Consider the following 16812-nt stretch of genomic DNA (forward strand, 5'->3'; position numbering starts at 1 on the left):
TAAGATAATGATCGATAGGAAGTGCGAGTGGACTTCCTATTGAGTTAGTAATAACAATCTGTTGCATGAATAGCTTCAAAGTCTTGCTTATCATTAAGCAGAAAATTGAAGCCATCACATTATTTATAAGCCAGTCGTGTCTTTTAGCGCATACCACCATGAGCCCATCATGGAGTAGGGCACGCGTAGCGCGCGGCCACCTGGGAAAGGAATCCATGGGATTTGTGCAAAGGTGTCGAACTCTTTGGTATTGCCATTGATTGCATCAGCCAATATCTGTCCGAATAGATGTGAGCCTGTCACGCCATGACCACTATAACCATGGGCAAAATATACGCGATCATGTAGCTTGCCCATTTGCGGTACGCGTGAAAACGACAAGGCAAAGTTACCACTCCATGCATAGTCGATTTTGACATCACGCAGCTCTGGGAAAATCTTATTCATGTTTGGTCTGATTTTGGCAGTGATATCAGAGGGATCTTGACCACCGTAGACCGTACCACCACCAAACAACATGCGTTTATCTGCTGAGAGGCGATAGTAATCAAGGATATAGCGAACATCTTCGACACAGACGTCAGTTGGGAGCAGCTTATCTGCTAAGTCACCTAATGGTTCGGTGGCGATAATTTGCGTCGATACGGGCATGACTCGGTCAGTCAGCTTAGGAATGACTTTGTTTAAGTACGCATTACCGCACATAACGGCTTGCTTACAAGTGACCGTGCCAAACTCAGTGATGACCTTGATATGGTCGTCAGCATATTCAACATCAACGACTAGCGTGTTTTCATAAATAGTACCGCCACGTGATTCAATGGCAGCGGCTTCGCCAAGTGCAAGATTTAGCGGATGGAAATGTCCACCTGAGTGATCGATAACCCCGCCTACATAGGCCTCTGACTTGATATGCTCTTGCATGCCGTATTTGTCTAGCATTTCGCGATCATGCATACCATGGCTTTCCCACAGTGCATGCGTTTTCTGCAAGTCTCTTAACTGCCCGTTGTTTAAGGCAGCAAAGATATTCTTTTCTTTCAAATCGCAGCTGATGTCGTAGTCTTGGATTAGTCGACGAATGATTTTGCCACCACGTGTGACGAGCTGACCGACAAAATCGGCGTTTTGTTGACCATAAGAGCTTTTGATTTTTTCTAAGCTGGCATTTAGACCGTTGACAATCTGACCACCATTGCGGCCCGATGCACCCCAACCAATCTGTGCGCCTTCCAGCACGACCACTTCGTGATCTGTCTCCATGAGATGCAGCGCCGTTGATAGGCCACTATAGCCACCACCCACCACGCAAATCTCAACATGAATATCATTTTCTAGCCTTGGTCTATCTGGTTTAGGATTACGACTGGCAGCATAGTAGCTATCAGGATACTGTCCTTTGTCTGAATAATGCGGGATATTGCGCGTGTTGTTAGACGGCTTGCTATTTGACATATTAGACATCCTGTAAATAGGTGAGGTATTCAAGGTTGGTGACTTGCTGAGAGAAGCGTTTGGCTTCTTGTTTTTTAACCGCAATCAGCAGTTCAATCATCTCGCTTGGGAATAGTGCATCAATGACGTCACTGTTTTCAAACTGCCGAATGGCTGATAGCCAATCTAACGGTAAGGTTTTGAGATCTTCTTCGTTATAAGTAATGCTATTGATGGGCTCGGGCGCCTCTAACTTGTTTTCAATGCCATATAACATGCCTGCCAATACTGCGCTACAGACTAAGTAAGGATTGGCATCAGCACCTGACACACGGTGCTCGATACGGCGTGCTTTTGAGTCCCCACCAGGGATACGTACAGCGGCAGTACGGTTCTCATAACCCCATGACACATTGTTTGGTGCCAAGGTACCGGGTGCAAAACGGCGATAAGAGTTCACGTGTGGCGCAAACAATAAGGTGCAATCTGACATGGTTTTTAATAGTCCAGCAACGGCATGACGCAGCATATCTGAGCCTTCCGCTGAGCCATCATCAAAGACATTGTTGCCGTCTTTGTCTAATAAGCTGCAATGTACATGAAAGCCATTACCTGATTGTAGGCCGAACGGTTTTGCCATAAAGGTCGCGGTGAGCTTGCGACGAGTGGCCACTGCTTTGACCACTTGCTTAAACAAAATCGCATCGTCGGCGGCTTTTAGTGGGTCATCTACGTGTAGTAGGTTAATCTCAAACTGGCCACAGCCATTTTCAGCCAAAGCGGCATCGACAGGAATGTCGAGCTTTTTGCACTGGGCGTAGACTTCGTCTAAAAACTCATCGAATTGCAATAAGTCATTGATGCTTAGAATAGAGGTTTTGTTTAATCTCAGACCGCTCTTGGGGCGAATAGGTGGTTTTGGCGTCTCGCCTTCTGTGTAGTCAACCAAATAAAACTCAAGCTCAGTCGCCATCACTGGTGTCAAACCAAGCGCTTTGAATTTTTTGCTGATAAAGTCTAAAACGTGTCTGGCATCACCGTAATACGGCTCATTGTCTTCGGTATAGAGCCAGATAGGTAGGAGTGAGGAAGGTGCGCTGGTGTTCAGAAGTGGATAAGCGGCACGACCAGTAGGGCGAGCAATGGCATCGATATCACCATTACACTGAGAGGATTCAATCACGTCAGCACCCCAGATGTCGACACCCAAAATAGACAATGGCAGTCGTATCGCTCCGTCTTTTGCCTTCTCCATTTGATTGGCGGGGATGCGCTTACCACGAAGTAAGCCATTGATATCACCTGCTGCCACATAAACGTACTCTGTGTCGTTTGCAGATTCGCCCATTCCATTGGTTATCGTCATGTCTATTCTTCCTATGAATTTGTAGAATTACTGGGTTTGTTGCTGCTGCTACGTTTTGGATGTTGTGTCTAAATTTTCTATTAGTGGCATTTATAACTAACACTTGAAAGATAAGCATTTGATAAATGACTGGTTGAATAGGGCATGTTTTTATTTTTTGTCAACGATATTAGTGACTTATAGTCTGTACTCTCAAGCGTTTTTACTAAGCCTAAAAGTTAAACTCTGTTTAGTATCATTGCTGATGACTTTTAATATATGGATGAAAACTATAATTGTCAATTTTTATTTAAAATTATATTAAAACAACTCAAATACAGCTTTTTAATACAAATACCGATATTAATGAAGTTTATAGTTTACATTTTGTGAGACCTTGTGTTAAATTTTAGCTAAATAAGGGATTAGACAACATAGACGGCCTAGGTCTATTTGCTATAACAAGAGAAAATGATATGAAAAATTCCAAACCTATTATTGCTATTGTGTCTTGTCATAAGATGGTTGACGGACAGCCCGCACAGGCGGTATATCAAAAATACATCGATGCTGTAAATTTCTATGGCGGTAACCCTATACTGCTGCCAAACACAGCTGCCGATAGCGAAAACTTTGATGCACTGCTCGAAATGGCGGATGGGATTTTATTGACGGGCAGTTACAGCAATGTCGCACCAATGCGTTATGGCGCGACGCATACCGAAGCCAAACAAGATCTAGGCCGTGATGAGCTAAGCTTCAAATTGTTGGCTTATGCAGACAGAACAGGGACTCCGCTATTGGCCGTTTGCCGAGGCTTACAAGAGATGAATGTGTATTTCGAGGGGACGTTGCATCCTGACTGGCGTGAGGTAGAAGGGTTTTATGAGCCACATCTGGAAGACAATACCCAACCGCTTGAGGTGCAGTATCAGCCAGTACATGACGTTATCATTCAACCCAAGGGTAGGCTGGCGGCGTTCGGTGAAACATGGCACGTCAACTCACTACATAAGCAGGCCATCAACAAAGTTGGCACACGTCTATTTGTCGAAGCGTTAGCACGCGATGGCTTGGTAGAGGCTATCAGCTTATTACAACATCCATTTATGATTGGTGTACAATGGCATCCTGAGTTAAATTATGCGCAAGACAGCTTGTCCAAATTTCTATTCACGGAATTTATTCACCATGCCAGAGAACCACAAACCGAATAGCACGACTAAAAGTAAGGCAGAAACTGCTGTCACTGATATTGAGAATGATGTTGATAGTGTCGATGACAAAAAGGTAGCTGATATTGAAATAGACGATATCGATGATGATGAACTGAATGATTCTGAAACAGCGTCAACTTCTGAAGCAGATGAATCGTTGAAGGAAGACATTGGTAAAAAGATTAACCAGCTGCGTTTAGCAAAAGGTTACTCACAACGTAAGCTGGCAAAACTGTCAGGATTGACGAACACGTCTATCAGCTCGATCGAGCGCAACAAGGTCAGTCCAGCGGTCAATACGTTAAAGGCGATTTTGACAGTATTGGGTTCTGATCTGACCACGTTCTTTAGTGACGAGTGGAAAGAACCAAAGGCTAGAGTGATCGTAACGCCAAAAGATCTATTAGAGCTTAATGAACCCAATAGCAAAGTGTCGCTAAAGCAGGTCTATAACTGTAGCACTACCAGAAACTTGGGGTTTTTGATCGAGACCTATCAGCCTAACAGCTCAACCGAAGAAAAAATCGCTCATGAGGGTGAGGAGATTGGTACGGTCATCGAGGGCAAGATTATTATCCGTATTGAAGATAGCACCTATTTGCTCAACCAAGGTGATAGCTATGTGATTGATACCATTCAGCCGCATACCTTTATCAATCCTACCGATAGTATCACTCGTATTGTCAGTGCACACACACCGACGACTTATTAAACCTAAGCTTGGCTTCGGAGTGTGGGTATATTAAAGTTCTAAATCGTTAACAAAAAAGGCGACTTCAATGAGAAGTGGCCTTTTTTTTGATTATAAAGTTAGGTATCGAATGAAAGGCTTAGCTTATGGCTGTTGATTATTTTCAGTTTTTTCAGTTGTATCTATTGTATCCGCTGTCTTAGGTTTTTCTTTAATGAGCTTTATGTTTGGATTTTTAGCAACAGGCTCGATATTTTTCACAGCGACGTTTAGGGCAGGCTTCGCCGCTTTTTTAAGGCTTTTTTGGATTCTGCGCACGGCCAATGCATCGGCCTGTGCTTGCTCTTGTGCCAATGCCATGTCATTCAAGTTTTGATAGGCCTCAAGCGTTTTGTCAATCATTTCACGCATTGTGAATTTATTTGTCATCTCAGGCCGAGTCACACTCTCTAGCTGGTTTTTGACCGCTTTACAAAGTGAGCTGGCATTGTGTTTTTTGACCAGTCCTTGTGGATAGAGTGGTTGCAGAATTTCACTAAAGGCGGCCTGATCCCAGCCGATCACTGGCGTACCTAGATGGATGGCTTGCAGCGCATTAATACCGATGGATTCAGGTTCATTGGCGAGCGCCATCACAATATTGGCCGCTGATAGCCACTCACGCATATCATTGCGTTTGCTACCCACATAAGTGATACGCTCAGCGAGTCCCAAACTATTGCTACGCTGACGGAAGTCTTCGTGAGCGACATCACCATCTTTATAATCATCATCCATAATAATGACATGAATATTTGGGAACTGTTCTTGCAGATTGCCTAAGATGTCAATGAGCCACTCTTGGCCATACTCATTGCCAATGACGGTTGGGAATATCAGCCATTTTTTATGCTCAAGCTCAGGGTACTCAGCAAAGGTATGACGCAGCCAATAGACAGAAGGGTTATGCCGATAAGGGTAGCGCCGAGTATCGATACCGCGATAGATACGCGTAATGACTTTGGGGTCAGCATCTTCAAGGCGCAGGCCTTTTTTTAGATATTGAGTGACGCTGTCTGACACGGTGATAATCGTATCGACATTGAGTAGCGCTTGGGAGTATTTATTAATGGGATAAAAACCATACATGGTCGAGACGATTTTTGGCAGACGCTTGACGCGGGCACGGCGCAGTGCCAAATGCAATATCCATGCAGGGGTGCGCGAGTGTACATGAATGACATCCGGCTCATATTTTTCGATCAGATGCCGCAGCGATGAGACCTGTAGCAACGACAGCCAAGATTTTTTGTTCATGTATAGCTGATGGTAGTGATTACCGTCACGCTTTAGGCGTCTGACCAAATCATTATTTTCATCGGCGCTAGACACAATAATGGAGGTGTGGCCGTTTTTGACCAATGCGCGCCCAAGATGAAAAATGCCGCGCTCGGATTCATCATGCTTCAAAGACGACAGTAGGCGCATAATTTTCATAATAGCGAGGGTCACCAGTTAATATTATCAAGCTGCTATTGTCAGTGAAAAGCGATTAAAACTCAACCATCAAGATAAAAAGAGGAGACAAGGACTGGGGTTTTTTGAAGACACAGCAATAAGCACATTCAATGGCAAAATCGATAGAGTGTGTTAGCGACGTTTTTGTAGGTGTTCGGCATTGGGCAATACTTGCTTTTCACTTAAGTATTTCCAATAGCGCTGCGGTAGGTACTGTTTATGCAGCTTGGGGTTTTTGCGCTCTTTGATATTGACGTTGGTAAAATACCCTTGCCAAAACTTCTGATAACGCTGCTCATCAGGACTGTGAATACTGGCAGGATTACGGAGTACCGCGTCATCAAGATCAGTGATGGTTTGCAGTGCAGCAGGACGCGTAGGTGTGCTAGTACTCTTATCATAATAAATGCCATAGCCGCGAGTCAGATCGTAGATGGCCCAATGCTGATCTTGATAACGCTGACGAAAATGCTCCCCAATGAGTGGTAACACATTGAAGTCCGGTTCAACACGCGCAAAATAAATATCATCAGTGGTATGCTCAAAACGTACAAATGCCTCCATACGGTGCTTCTCGCGACCGACAGATTTGACTGTCTGCACCAGCTCAAGCACGTCCAAATTACCCAAATCCTGCATGATTTGGCGATTGGGATAGTCGATGGCGTATTTGACCAACCGAAACAATGTCGTGCCGATATCGTCCTTCTCTGATAAAAATCCCCACAAGATATTGCGCATACCTGAACGACCCAGCAGCGTATTTAGCTTTACCAAGACGCGCTCGGCTTGTTCTGCATCAGTGACTACGTTAGTTGCTTGGGCAATCAATGAGGGCACATAACAATCTTGCGCCGTGAGCTTTAGCGCCATATCGTCTTGTAGTTTGTTGGCATAAACATAAAATACCGCACTCAGCCAACCCTCAAAGCTAGGCTCATACAGGATGATACTAGGCGTTAACTGACCGACAGTGTAAGCGTTGTTTCGGATAAGTTCTGACATGTTTTATCCTACATTTCTATACTAGACACAGGTGTGAGGTGGCAAAGTTTTTAGTATGTTTTTAAGCGTCATTTTAAAACAAAGCCAGCTGCCCGCTACGCTGATCTTTAAACTTGGTCTGCGTTTGCGCCAGTACATATTGACGAAAATTATCGCGAGTCAAATGGGCAAGATGCTCGTTTTTACCCGTCGTTGCGATAAAGTATTTGGCACGGTTAACTGCTGCGCCCATCTTTTTTAAATGGTATAGCGTCAACTGATTAAACTTGCGCGCTTTGACGATTTTTTTAGCCGTCTTTGTACCGATACCTGGGATACGCACGATCATCTCATAAGTCGCTGTCTGGATATTAACTGGGAAATGCTCACGATGGCGTATCGCCCAAGCAAGCTTTGGGTCGCAATCTAAGTCCAAAAAAGGCGACTCCGGCTCGACAATCTCGTGCGCACCAAAACCATAAAAACGCATTAACCAATCTGCTTGATATAGACGATTCTCTCGCACCATCGGCACCGGTGTGCCAATCGCTGGGAGGCGACTGTCAGAGAGCATCGGCACGTAGCCTGAGTAGTAGACGCGCTTGAGATCATAGGTTTTGTAGAAGTGGCTCGATAGCTGAATCACTTGCAAATCAGTCTCATTGCTGGCGCCCACTATCATTTGACTGGTTTGACCGGCTGGCGTGAACTTAGGCGCTTTTTTGTGGGTTTTACGACTCTCACGGATGGTGATAATTTCTTCTTTTACCGTTTCCATCGGCGCTTTTAATTGGTCATGCGATTTTTCTGGCGCGAGCAAAGCGAGTCCTGATTTGGTCGGAATCTCGATATTGACGCTCAAACGGTCAGCATATAACCCTGCTTCTAGCAGCAGTTCTTTTGAGGCGCCGGGTATGGTTTTTAGATGAATATACCCATTGAAGCGCTCACGGGTGCGTAAGAGTTTGGCGACTTCGACCAGTCGTTCCATCGTATAGTCGCCACTCTTGAAGATACCAGAGCTGAGGAATAACCCCTCAATGTAGTTACGGCGGTAAAACTGCATGGTCAAATCAACCACTTCTTCGACACTGAATGCAGCGCGTGGGGTATCATTGCTTTTACGCGAGGTGCAATAAGCACAGTCATAAATACAATGATTGGTCAAAAGAATTTTTAGCAAGCTGACGCAGCGCCCATCTTCGGTATAGCTGTGACAGATACCCGTTGCTGAGGCATCGCCTAGACCGCCGCCTTGGTTTTTGCGAGTACCAGCGGAGGATGAGCAGGAGACATCATACTTGGCAGCATCGGCCAAGATATTGAGTTTGCCCTGTAATCTTTCATAATTGATGTTTGCCATAAGTCGCGTATTACCAATGAATGAACAGGGTGTTATTTTATCAAAATACACAGTAAGCTATTGTATTTATTGATTAAATATAAATAATAAACGACAACTGTTGTCGCCCGATCTATATGATTTCAGGATAGATGTGATGAGGGTTTTTAGAAGTGAGTTAGGACAATCTATTAAGAAGACAGGGTGTTTTAAGAAAAGCCAACGCTGTCAGTATTAGATAGCGGGTCACTGTTTAACATATGACTGTCTAAACCTATAACGATATAAATATTTGCTCGGCTAATAATCCCATGACTAAACCGCCAATTATAAATGCACCACCAAGTAGCATCAGTGGAATAGATAGTATCGTTAGCACCTGTGATTGGCTTTCTCTAATTTCAATAGAGTATTGGCTCAAATCAATATCTGCCAAAGGTATGGCACCTCCTATCATCGCTTGCAATCTAAAAGTGCTCGAACCCGATATTAGCTCTAATTCGTAATGACCAACGTCAGCTCTAAAGATAAATAGCTCCATGTTGCCAGTGGCAAAATTATTTGAGCGCGGAGATAGGAGTGAGCTGTGAAGTTTGCTTTCTTTATTGGTAGACGTATTTATAATGTGAGGGCGAAACTGTGCAAGTGGCGTTCTTTTAGACAGAGGGCCTTTGTGCCAAACGGCATAAGCCCCTGATTTTGAGACCGTAAAACGCCCTATATTAACCCGATACGGCAGCGTGAATAGTACATCGCCATTGAATGCGTTTCTTAATAGTTTAATCGCTCTAAACAAGACAAATAGGCCTATCGGAATCAGGCAGAATAGCAGTACTCTAATAGACAATATGCTCATGGTTCGTTTTACGCAGATATTGAGTTTGCGATAATTTTATAATAAAAAGGATGCCTAGAGTATGACTATCTAAAAAGTGAGTTTTTTAAGGATAAAATGCGGGCAGGTGTTGATCAGAAAAAGGTCTTGCCAACTATTAAACCAGAGGGCAAGACCTTTTATCAAATTCAATAGTTTTTAAGTTTCAAACTCAGAATTATTTTTACTGAACTTTGGCGCGTATGACCACCGTTTGAGCACTATTGGCATTAATATTTGCCAAGTCCCACTTAAGTCCAGAGTAACTTTCTTGCACCATCACGGTATTGCCAACTTGACCGATGGTCTGATAGGTGTCGCCGCCCATGGTCGCAAACGTCGGTAATGAGCTGTTTAACGACACCATTTGTACACCACTTGGTAGTGATACGATGGCATTTACACTGCTGACAGGTTGCGCTGTGATGTTGGTATAGGTGGTGTGATATTCAATGATGTCACCAGGGGCGATATGATTGGCAGGTACGGCCACTTCACGTCCATCGGCATTTTTTAGAATTTTCATGACTTTGGTATTTGCATTGACGACACCAGGTGTACTAAAAGTAGGGGACAACTGTAAGGTATCTAAAGTCGTCGTCGTGATTTGATTGGTTACAGGCTGGCTTGTGATGACAGTCGTTGGTGCGTTCATCACAGGTAACTGAGTAGCTGCTGCGACAGGAAGTACTTGCGTCACGGTGCTGATAGGGGTAGTAATCACGTCTACTTTGGTGACACTATTGGTCGCCCGATTGGTCACTGGCACGCTAGTGACAGTCGTACTACCTTGAGTGACGACAGTATTGTTTATACCATTACTGACACCTTGACGAACGACATATCGTGGCACAGTGGTCGTTTGGGTCACCGCATAGGGCATGCCATCTTGCATCGTGATACCGTTTGGCGTCGCAGTAATAGTGGCTGTTTTGCCATCAGAGTATTGCTCGACCACAGTGGTGCTACCACCAGCCGATGCGCTAACGGCAATCTCGGGCGCTGCGTGAGCTGAAGAGGCCGCAAGTATCATGCCCGTTAATATGGCAGATAATGTAGTATGCAGTGCTGTCGGCTTATAAAACATCATGGTCATAAAATATTCCTCAAAAATAGCAGTAAGTGAAACGACAAAAATACAACGGTAGATATAAAAAATCCCCGCTAGATGACACCAAAAAGCATGCCACATAACGGGGGTATCAGTACTGACAATAGCTAGTGTTTATGATCAGATAATCATTATTTTGAGTAAAAGTGCGACAGAATTAACTGACATCAAATCGTCTAATCTTAAAGATTTTTGGCAGCAAGTTATTTCTTACCAAAGCCCCGTTGCACTAAAAACTAAAACGATTATGCGCCAAAACAAATCATGTATAAAAGCAGCATTGTGTAACCAGAACGGTATAATTGCTACCAATACGTAATACCGATTTTATCCAACAGATTAAGGGCTTAGGCGATCAGTTGTATCTATCACTGTTAACATCATTGCCGTTTTCAAAATATTAGCTGATTAAGACAGCTGTCATTTAGAGAAGCAATTGTTCAAAGTTGCCGCTATTTAGAGAGTCTCTTATCTATAACGCTATGATGTAAAAGGCTACTTATCAAACTGTCTATTATTAAGAACATCAAGTTTATAAAAGATCAAAACAGCACATTCTACTAATCGTAGATCACTTTCATGACTTCGTATTCGACCACACCTTTTGGCGTCTCGATACGTACTTCATCGCCTTCAAACTTGCCAATCAGACCACGAGCGATCGGTGAGTTGACTGAGATTTTGCCAGCTTTAAAGTCAGCCTCATCATCGCCAACGATTTTGTACTGTTTTTCTTCTTCGGTGTCCATGTTTTCGATCACGACACTGACGCCAAACACGATACGGCCTTCTTTGGTCAATGTCGCAGGGTCTATGACCTGTGCGCCACCAAGCTTGGCTTCGATATCGCGAATACGTGCTTCACAAAACCCTTGTTGCTCACGGGCAGCATGGTATTCAGCGTTTTCTTTTAGATCGCCGTGTTCACGTGCTTCAGCAATCGATGCGGTGATGCGTGGACGATCGATGCTTTTTAACTGTTTTAATTCGGCTTCTAAAGCCGCGTGTCCTTGCGGAGTCATTGGGTAACGTTGCATGTTTTTTCCTTAAGCCAATAACACCACACCACCTCCTACTCTTAGTGAATAGTGAGATGGTGTCAGTATTGTTGCAATGGGTATGAATATAAAAAGAATGATAATTAAGATGGCGAAATGAACAAATGGGTTGCCATGAATCAGCAGGCCTCACCTTAATACAAAAATAGACGCATATAATCTTACGTAATAAAAAGCATAGTCGCAGTTTAGCCACTATGCTTTTTGGGTCTGTCAGGTTTGAGTCTATTACAGTAAAGGTGTCGCAGATTTTGCATCACTGAATCACAAATAAACAGTGATGCTTGAATCGGCGTTTAGGCAAGCCTAATGGTTATGCCTAATCTACTGAAATTATTCAATCAAGTCAATAGAACTACGCAATAGTCTTTGCTTGTTCATGTAAGTCTTGTAGTTTATAGACTTCAAATGGCAATTCAATCGCATAAGACTTACAGATGGCATCAGCCGCACCTAAAGTGGTGACGTAGAAAACTTTGCCTTGTAGCGCGCTACGGCGGATAGAGAATGAATCCTCTTGCGCCTGTTTGCCTTCTGTCGTATTGATAATCAAATCAATGTTGCCGTTCTTTAAAGCATCGACGATATGCGGGCGACCTTCGGTTACTTTGTTGATTTGCTTGCACTCAATACCAGCGTCGCTCAGTACTTTTTGCGTACCCGTGGTTGAGACGATGTTAAAACCAAAGTCAGCAAGCTGGCGAGCGATAGGGGCAATTTGCGCTTTGTCACTGTCACGAACTGAGATAAAGACCGTTTTGATCTCACCTTCAATTGGTAAGCCTGGCAAGCGCTCGTTACTACCGATAATGGCTTTGTAGAATGCTTCACCAAAGGTTTTGCCCACGCCCATGACTTCGCCGGTTGACTTCATCTCAGGACTCAAGATAGGGTCAACACCAGGGAACTTAGCAAATGGGAATACCGCTTCTTTGACCGCATAGAATGCAGGAACGATCTCAGTGGTAAAGCCTTGGTCTTTGAGCGAGGTGCCAGCCATACAGCGAGCAGCAATCTGTGCCAATGACGTGCCAATACATTTAGAGACAAATGGCACGGTACGTGCGGCACGTGGGTTGACCTCAAGAATATAGACGGTTTCGCCTTTTACAGCGAACTGTACGTTCATCAGGCCAATCACGCCTAGCTCTTTTGCCATGGCAACCGTTTGGGCGCGCATGACATCACAAAGCTCATCAGATAACGAGTAAGGCGGCAATGAACAGGCTGAGTCACCTGAGTGAACGCCAGCTTGTTCGATATGCTGCATGATACCGCCAATCACCACATCGGTGCCATCACTCACGCAGTCAACATCGACTTCGATAGCGTCATCTAAGAAGCGATCTAGTAGGACAGGTGCTTCGTTAGAGGCTTGTACCGCAGTACGTAGGTAATGTCTTAGCTCGTCTTCGTTATAGACGATTTCCATCGCGCGGCCACCTAAGACATACGATGGGCGTACGACCAATGGATAACCAACGTCTTTTGCTTTGACCAAACCATCTTCTAAGCTAGTCGCTAGCGCATTGGTTGGTTGAACCAAGTTCAATTGCTGAATCATGTGCTGGAAGCGTTCACGGTCTTCTGCACGGTCAATCGCATCAGGGCTAGTACCAATGATTTTGACCCCAGCGGCTTCTAGAGCGCGAGCCAGTTTCAATGGGGTTTGACCACCAAACTGTACGATCACACCATCAGGGTTTTCGATACGGACGATTTCTAGCACGTCTTCTAGCGTGATTGGCTCAAAGTAGAGACGGTCAGAGGTATCATAATCGGTTGAAACCGTTTCAGGGTTACAGTTGACCATGATGGTCTCGTAGCCGTCTTCACGCATTGCAAGGGCAGCGTGTACACAGCAATAGTCAAATTCGATGCCTTGACCGATACGGTTAGGACCGCCACCGATGACCATGATCTTTTTGTTATTGGTTGGGTTGGCTTCACATTCGCTGTCGTACGTTGAGTACATATAAGCGGTGCTGGTGGCGAATTCTGCTGCACAGGTATCCACACGCTTATAGACTGGATAAACGTTTAGATCCCAACGTTTTTTGCGTAGCTGTTTCTGAGAGACACCAAGCAATTTGGCCAAACGCAAATCTGACAAACCTTTACGTTTAAAGCTACGTAAGTTTTTCTCGTTCAGTCCACCAAAACCAAGTGATTTCACAGTGGCTTCTGTTTTAACAATGTCTTCTATTTGTACCAAGAACCACGGGTCAATCTTGGTGAAATTGAACACTTCATCGACACTCATACCGATGCGGAAGGCATCTGCAATATAATAAATGCGTTCAGGGGTTGGAATGGTTAAACGATTAACAATCTCGCTGCGTGCTTTGTCAGTACTAAGATTACCGTCTTTGATAGCGGCAAAGTCAATTTGCTCATCAAAACCATCATTGCCAGTTTCCATACCGCGTAATGCTTTTTGCATGGACTCTTGGAAGTTACGACCAATCGCCATAACTTCACCAACTGACTTCATTTGTGTTGATAGCACATTATCTGCTTGAGCGAATTTCTCAAAGTTAAAACGAGGAATCTTGGTCACGACATAATCAAGCGCAGGCTCAAAGCTAGCTGGCGTTTTGCCACCAGTGATATCGTTTTGCAACTCATCTAGGGTATAACCAATCGCCAGTTTGGCCGCGATTTTGGCAATCGGGAAGCCAGTGGCTTTTGAGGCTAGGGCAGACGAGCGTGATACACGTGGGTTCATCTCGATGACGACCATGCGGCCCGTATCAGGGTTGATGCCGAACTGGACGTTTGAGCCACCCGTTTCTACACCAATCTCACGTAGGACTGCTAATGACGCATTACGCATGATTTGATATTCTTTATCCGTCAGGGTTTGTGCTGGCGCAACGGTGATTGAATCGCCTGTATGCACACCCATTGGGTCAAAGTTTTCGATGGCACAGATGATGATACAGTTGTCGTTTTTGTCACGAACCACTTCCATCTCATACTCTTTCCAACCGATTAATGACTCATCAATAAGCAATTGATGGTTAGGAGACAAGTCAAAACCGCGCTCACAGATTTCAATGAACTCATCGCGGTTATAGGCGATACCGCCGCCTGAACCACCCATCGTGAATGAAGGACGAATGATACACGGATAGCCCATTTTTTCTTGAGTCGCAAACGCTTCTTCCATGGTTTCAGCCGTTTCAGCGCGTGGGCACTCAAGACCGATACGCTTCATGGCTTTATCAAACAAGTTGCGGTCTTCTGCCATCTCGATTGAGTCTTTGGTCGCGCCAATCAACTCGCAGTTATACTTGGTCAATACACCATGCTTATCTAAATCTAATGCACAGTTTAGCGCGGTCTGTCCGCCCATCGTTGGCAAGATAGCATCAGGACGCTCTTTGGCAATGATTTGCTCAACCGTCTGCCAAGTAATCGGCTCGATATAGGTCGCGTCAGCCATGACAGGGTCAGTCATGATGGTCGCAGGGTTTGAGTTGACCAAGATGACACGGTAGCCTTCTTCTTTTAGTGCTTTACACGCCTGTGCGCCTGAATAGTCAAACTCACACGCTTGGCCGATGACGATAGGGCCTGCGCCAATGATAAGAATGCTTTTTATGTCGGTACGTTTTGGCATAATTAGAGCTACCTTCGTTTGGGTGATAATTTGAGTAATCTTTATTTTTGATAACGCTCGTGGCGTTTTATGCTTACCGTGCTTTATTTAATGCCGCTTGAACCGCTATGGGCAATTCAAGCGTTTACTTATTATTTAATTATGATCAACCATTTACGCTTGGGCAGTTTTAGACTGTGCCATCATATCCGCAAACTTATCAAACAATGGCGCGCAGTCATGTGGGCCAGGGCTGGCTTCTGGGTGACCTTGGAAGCTAAATACAGGCTTATTGGTCAGCTCGATACCTTGGTTGGTACCATCAAATAATGAACGGTGAGTAGATTTAACGTTGTCAGGTAGGGTGTCTTCATCAACCGCGAAACCATGGTTTTGACTGGTGATCATCACCGTACCGGTCGCTAGATCTTGTACTGGATGGTTGGCACCATGATGGCCAGTTTTCATTTTGATGGTATCTGCACCGCTAGCCAGACCAATCAGTTGATGGCCTAAGCAGATGCCAAACGTTGGCACATCAGTTTGTTCAATGATGTGACGTACCGCATCGATAGCGTAATCACAGGCAGCAGGGTCGCCAGGGCCGTTTGATAAGAAGATGCCATCTGGGTTTAACGCTAGCACATCCGCGATAGGGGTCTGTGCTGGCACGACAGTTACGTGACAACCGCGGTCGACGAGCATGCGTAAGATGTTGGTCTTGCTACCGAAGTCATAAGCGACGACGTTGTATTTAGAATCGATGTGAGTGCCGAGTTGCTTAAAGAAGCCGCCAGTACCGCTATCATGACTGCCAGGAATATCACGGTTGAGTAGGGTGTCTGACAAATCCCATGTGCCCGCTGTCCATTCGAATTTTTCTTTAGTACAGCACTCTTTTGCCAAGTCCATACCCTTGAGGCCTGCAAACCCTTGTGCCAGCTCAATCGCTTTTTGCTCATCAGCAGCGCTGATTGTCTCGCCATCTGAGGCGGTCATGATACAGCCGTTCTGTGCACCTTTATCACGTAATAGGCGAGTCAACTGACGCGTATCAATTTCAGCGATGGCCACTGTCTCGTTACGTTGTAGATAGTCGCTAAGTGACTCTGAGTTACGAAAGTTAGAGGTTGCCATGGTGGCGTCACGGATAATAAGACCGTCTGCCCATACTTTGTGGCCGTTGCCAGATTCGGTGTCCTCACTATTGGTGCCTGTATTACCGATATGAGGGTAAGTCAAAGTCACCAGCTGGCGGGCATAACTTGGATCGGTTAGGATTTCTTGATACCCTGTCATGGCTGTGTTAAATACCACTTCACCAATACGATGACCTAGGCTGCCGATACTGACACCGCGAAAGATTGTACCGTCTGCTAGTGCCAAAATTGCTTGTATTTCTGCCGATGAATTCAAGGATTGCCTCCGCTGTTATTGGTGAGTGCCATCATGTTTTGTTGGTCTAAAATTGCTCCGTATCCTTTTATTTACGGCATTTGACTATTGTCATATAAAGGTAGTAAAAGGGCGATACACAAAAATTTTCCACAAAAAAGCGAGAAGACATTATTGATGAAAACTACAAAACCCACTAGATAGTGAATAGGTAACTTGCATCATGTCCGCTCGCTTAGGCACAGATTTTGCGTATTATA

12 protein-coding genes are annotated in these 16812 nt (G+C 44.7%); 2 read left to right on the plus strand and 10 right to left on the minus strand.

Features of this window, described 5'->3' with window-relative positions:
- Window positions 1–123: 123 nt before the first annotated feature.
- Together IP510_RS06885 and IP510_RS06890 are read right to left on the minus strand one after the other, a co-directional pair.
- Window positions 124–1455, minus strand: coding sequence for an NAD(P)/FAD-dependent oxidoreductase (locus IP510_RS06885; RefSeq protein WP_227669547.1), 1332 nt, complete (start codon window positions 1453–1455; stop codon window positions 124–126).
- Between the two features lies 1 nt (window position 1456).
- On the minus strand, window positions 1457–2800 hold the full coding sequence (locus IP510_RS06890; RefSeq protein WP_194364027.1) for a glutamine synthetase family protein: 1344 nt from the start codon (window positions 2798–2800) through the stop codon (window positions 1457–1459).
- A 455-nt stretch (window positions 2801–3255) separates the two neighbouring features.
- Here IP510_RS06890 and IP510_RS06895 point away from each other — a divergent pair, with 455 nt between their 5' ends.
- Both IP510_RS06895 and IP510_RS06900 read left to right on the plus strand, forming a co-directional pair.
- On the plus strand, window positions 3256–3996 hold the full coding sequence (locus IP510_RS06895; protein WP_194364028.1) for a gamma-glutamyl-gamma-aminobutyrate hydrolase family protein: 741 nt from the start codon (window positions 3256–3258) through the stop codon (window positions 3994–3996).
- Complete coding sequence (locus IP510_RS06900; protein ID WP_194364029.1) at window positions 3971–4708, plus strand: cupin domain-containing protein; 738 nt, start codon at window positions 3971–3973, stop codon at window positions 4706–4708. Before IP510_RS06895 ends, IP510_RS06900 begins: the two co-directional genes overlap by 26 nt.
- Before the next feature lie 123 nt (window positions 4709–4831).
- Here the strand turns inward: IP510_RS06900 and IP510_RS06905 are convergent, their stop codons facing one another.
- The 8 genes from IP510_RS06905 to carA form a co-directional block, all read right to left on the minus strand.
- The gene (locus IP510_RS06905) at window positions 4832–6163 is read right to left on the minus strand and encodes a glycosyltransferase (protein WP_194364030.1); all 1332 of its coding nucleotides are present in this window, start codon (window positions 6161–6163) and stop codon (window positions 4832–4834) included.
- A gap of 153 nt (window positions 6164–6316) precedes the next feature.
- Entirely contained in the window at window positions 6317–7189 is an 873-nt protein-coding gene (locus IP510_RS06910) for a TIGR03915 family putative DNA repair protein (protein ID WP_194364031.1), read from the minus strand.
- A 73-nt stretch (window positions 7190–7262) separates the two neighbouring features.
- Window positions 7263–8531 carry a putative DNA modification/repair radical SAM protein gene (locus tag IP510_RS06915; protein ID WP_194364032.1) on the minus strand — a complete coding sequence of 423 codons (1269 nt, stop codon included), beginning with the start codon at window positions 8529–8531 and terminating at the stop codon, window positions 7263–7265.
- A 253-nt stretch (window positions 8532–8784) separates the two neighbouring features.
- Entirely contained in the window at window positions 8785–9366 is a 582-nt protein-coding gene (locus IP510_RS06920; protein ID WP_194364033.1) for a hypothetical protein, read from the minus strand.
- A gap of 202 nt (window positions 9367–9568) precedes the next feature.
- Entirely contained in the window at window positions 9569–10480 is a 912-nt protein-coding gene (locus IP510_RS06925; protein ID WP_194364034.1) for a hypothetical protein, read from the minus strand.
- 575 nt (window positions 10481–11055) lie between these two features.
- Entirely contained in the window at window positions 11056–11532 is a 477-nt protein-coding gene (greA, locus tag IP510_RS06930; protein WP_194364035.1) for a transcription elongation factor GreA, read from the minus strand.
- A gap of 376 nt (window positions 11533–11908) precedes the next feature.
- Window positions 11909–15178, minus strand: a complete 3270-nt coding sequence (gene carB, locus IP510_RS06935) for a carbamoyl-phosphate synthase large subunit (protein ID WP_194364036.1) — start codon at window positions 15176–15178, stop codon at window positions 11909–11911.
- A gap of 153 nt (window positions 15179–15331) precedes the next feature.
- The gene (carA, locus tag IP510_RS06940) at window positions 15332–16573 is read right to left on the minus strand and encodes a glutamine-hydrolyzing carbamoyl-phosphate synthase small subunit (protein WP_194364037.1); all 1242 of its coding nucleotides are present in this window, start codon (window positions 16571–16573) and stop codon (window positions 15332–15334) included.
- Window positions 16574–16812: the final 239 nt, after the last annotated feature.

Origin of the sequence: Psychrobacter sp. NG254 (assembly GCF_015277735.1) — a bacterium.
In the GTDB taxonomy this organism is placed as follows: domain Bacteria; phylum Pseudomonadota; class Gammaproteobacteria; order Pseudomonadales; family Moraxellaceae; genus Psychrobacter.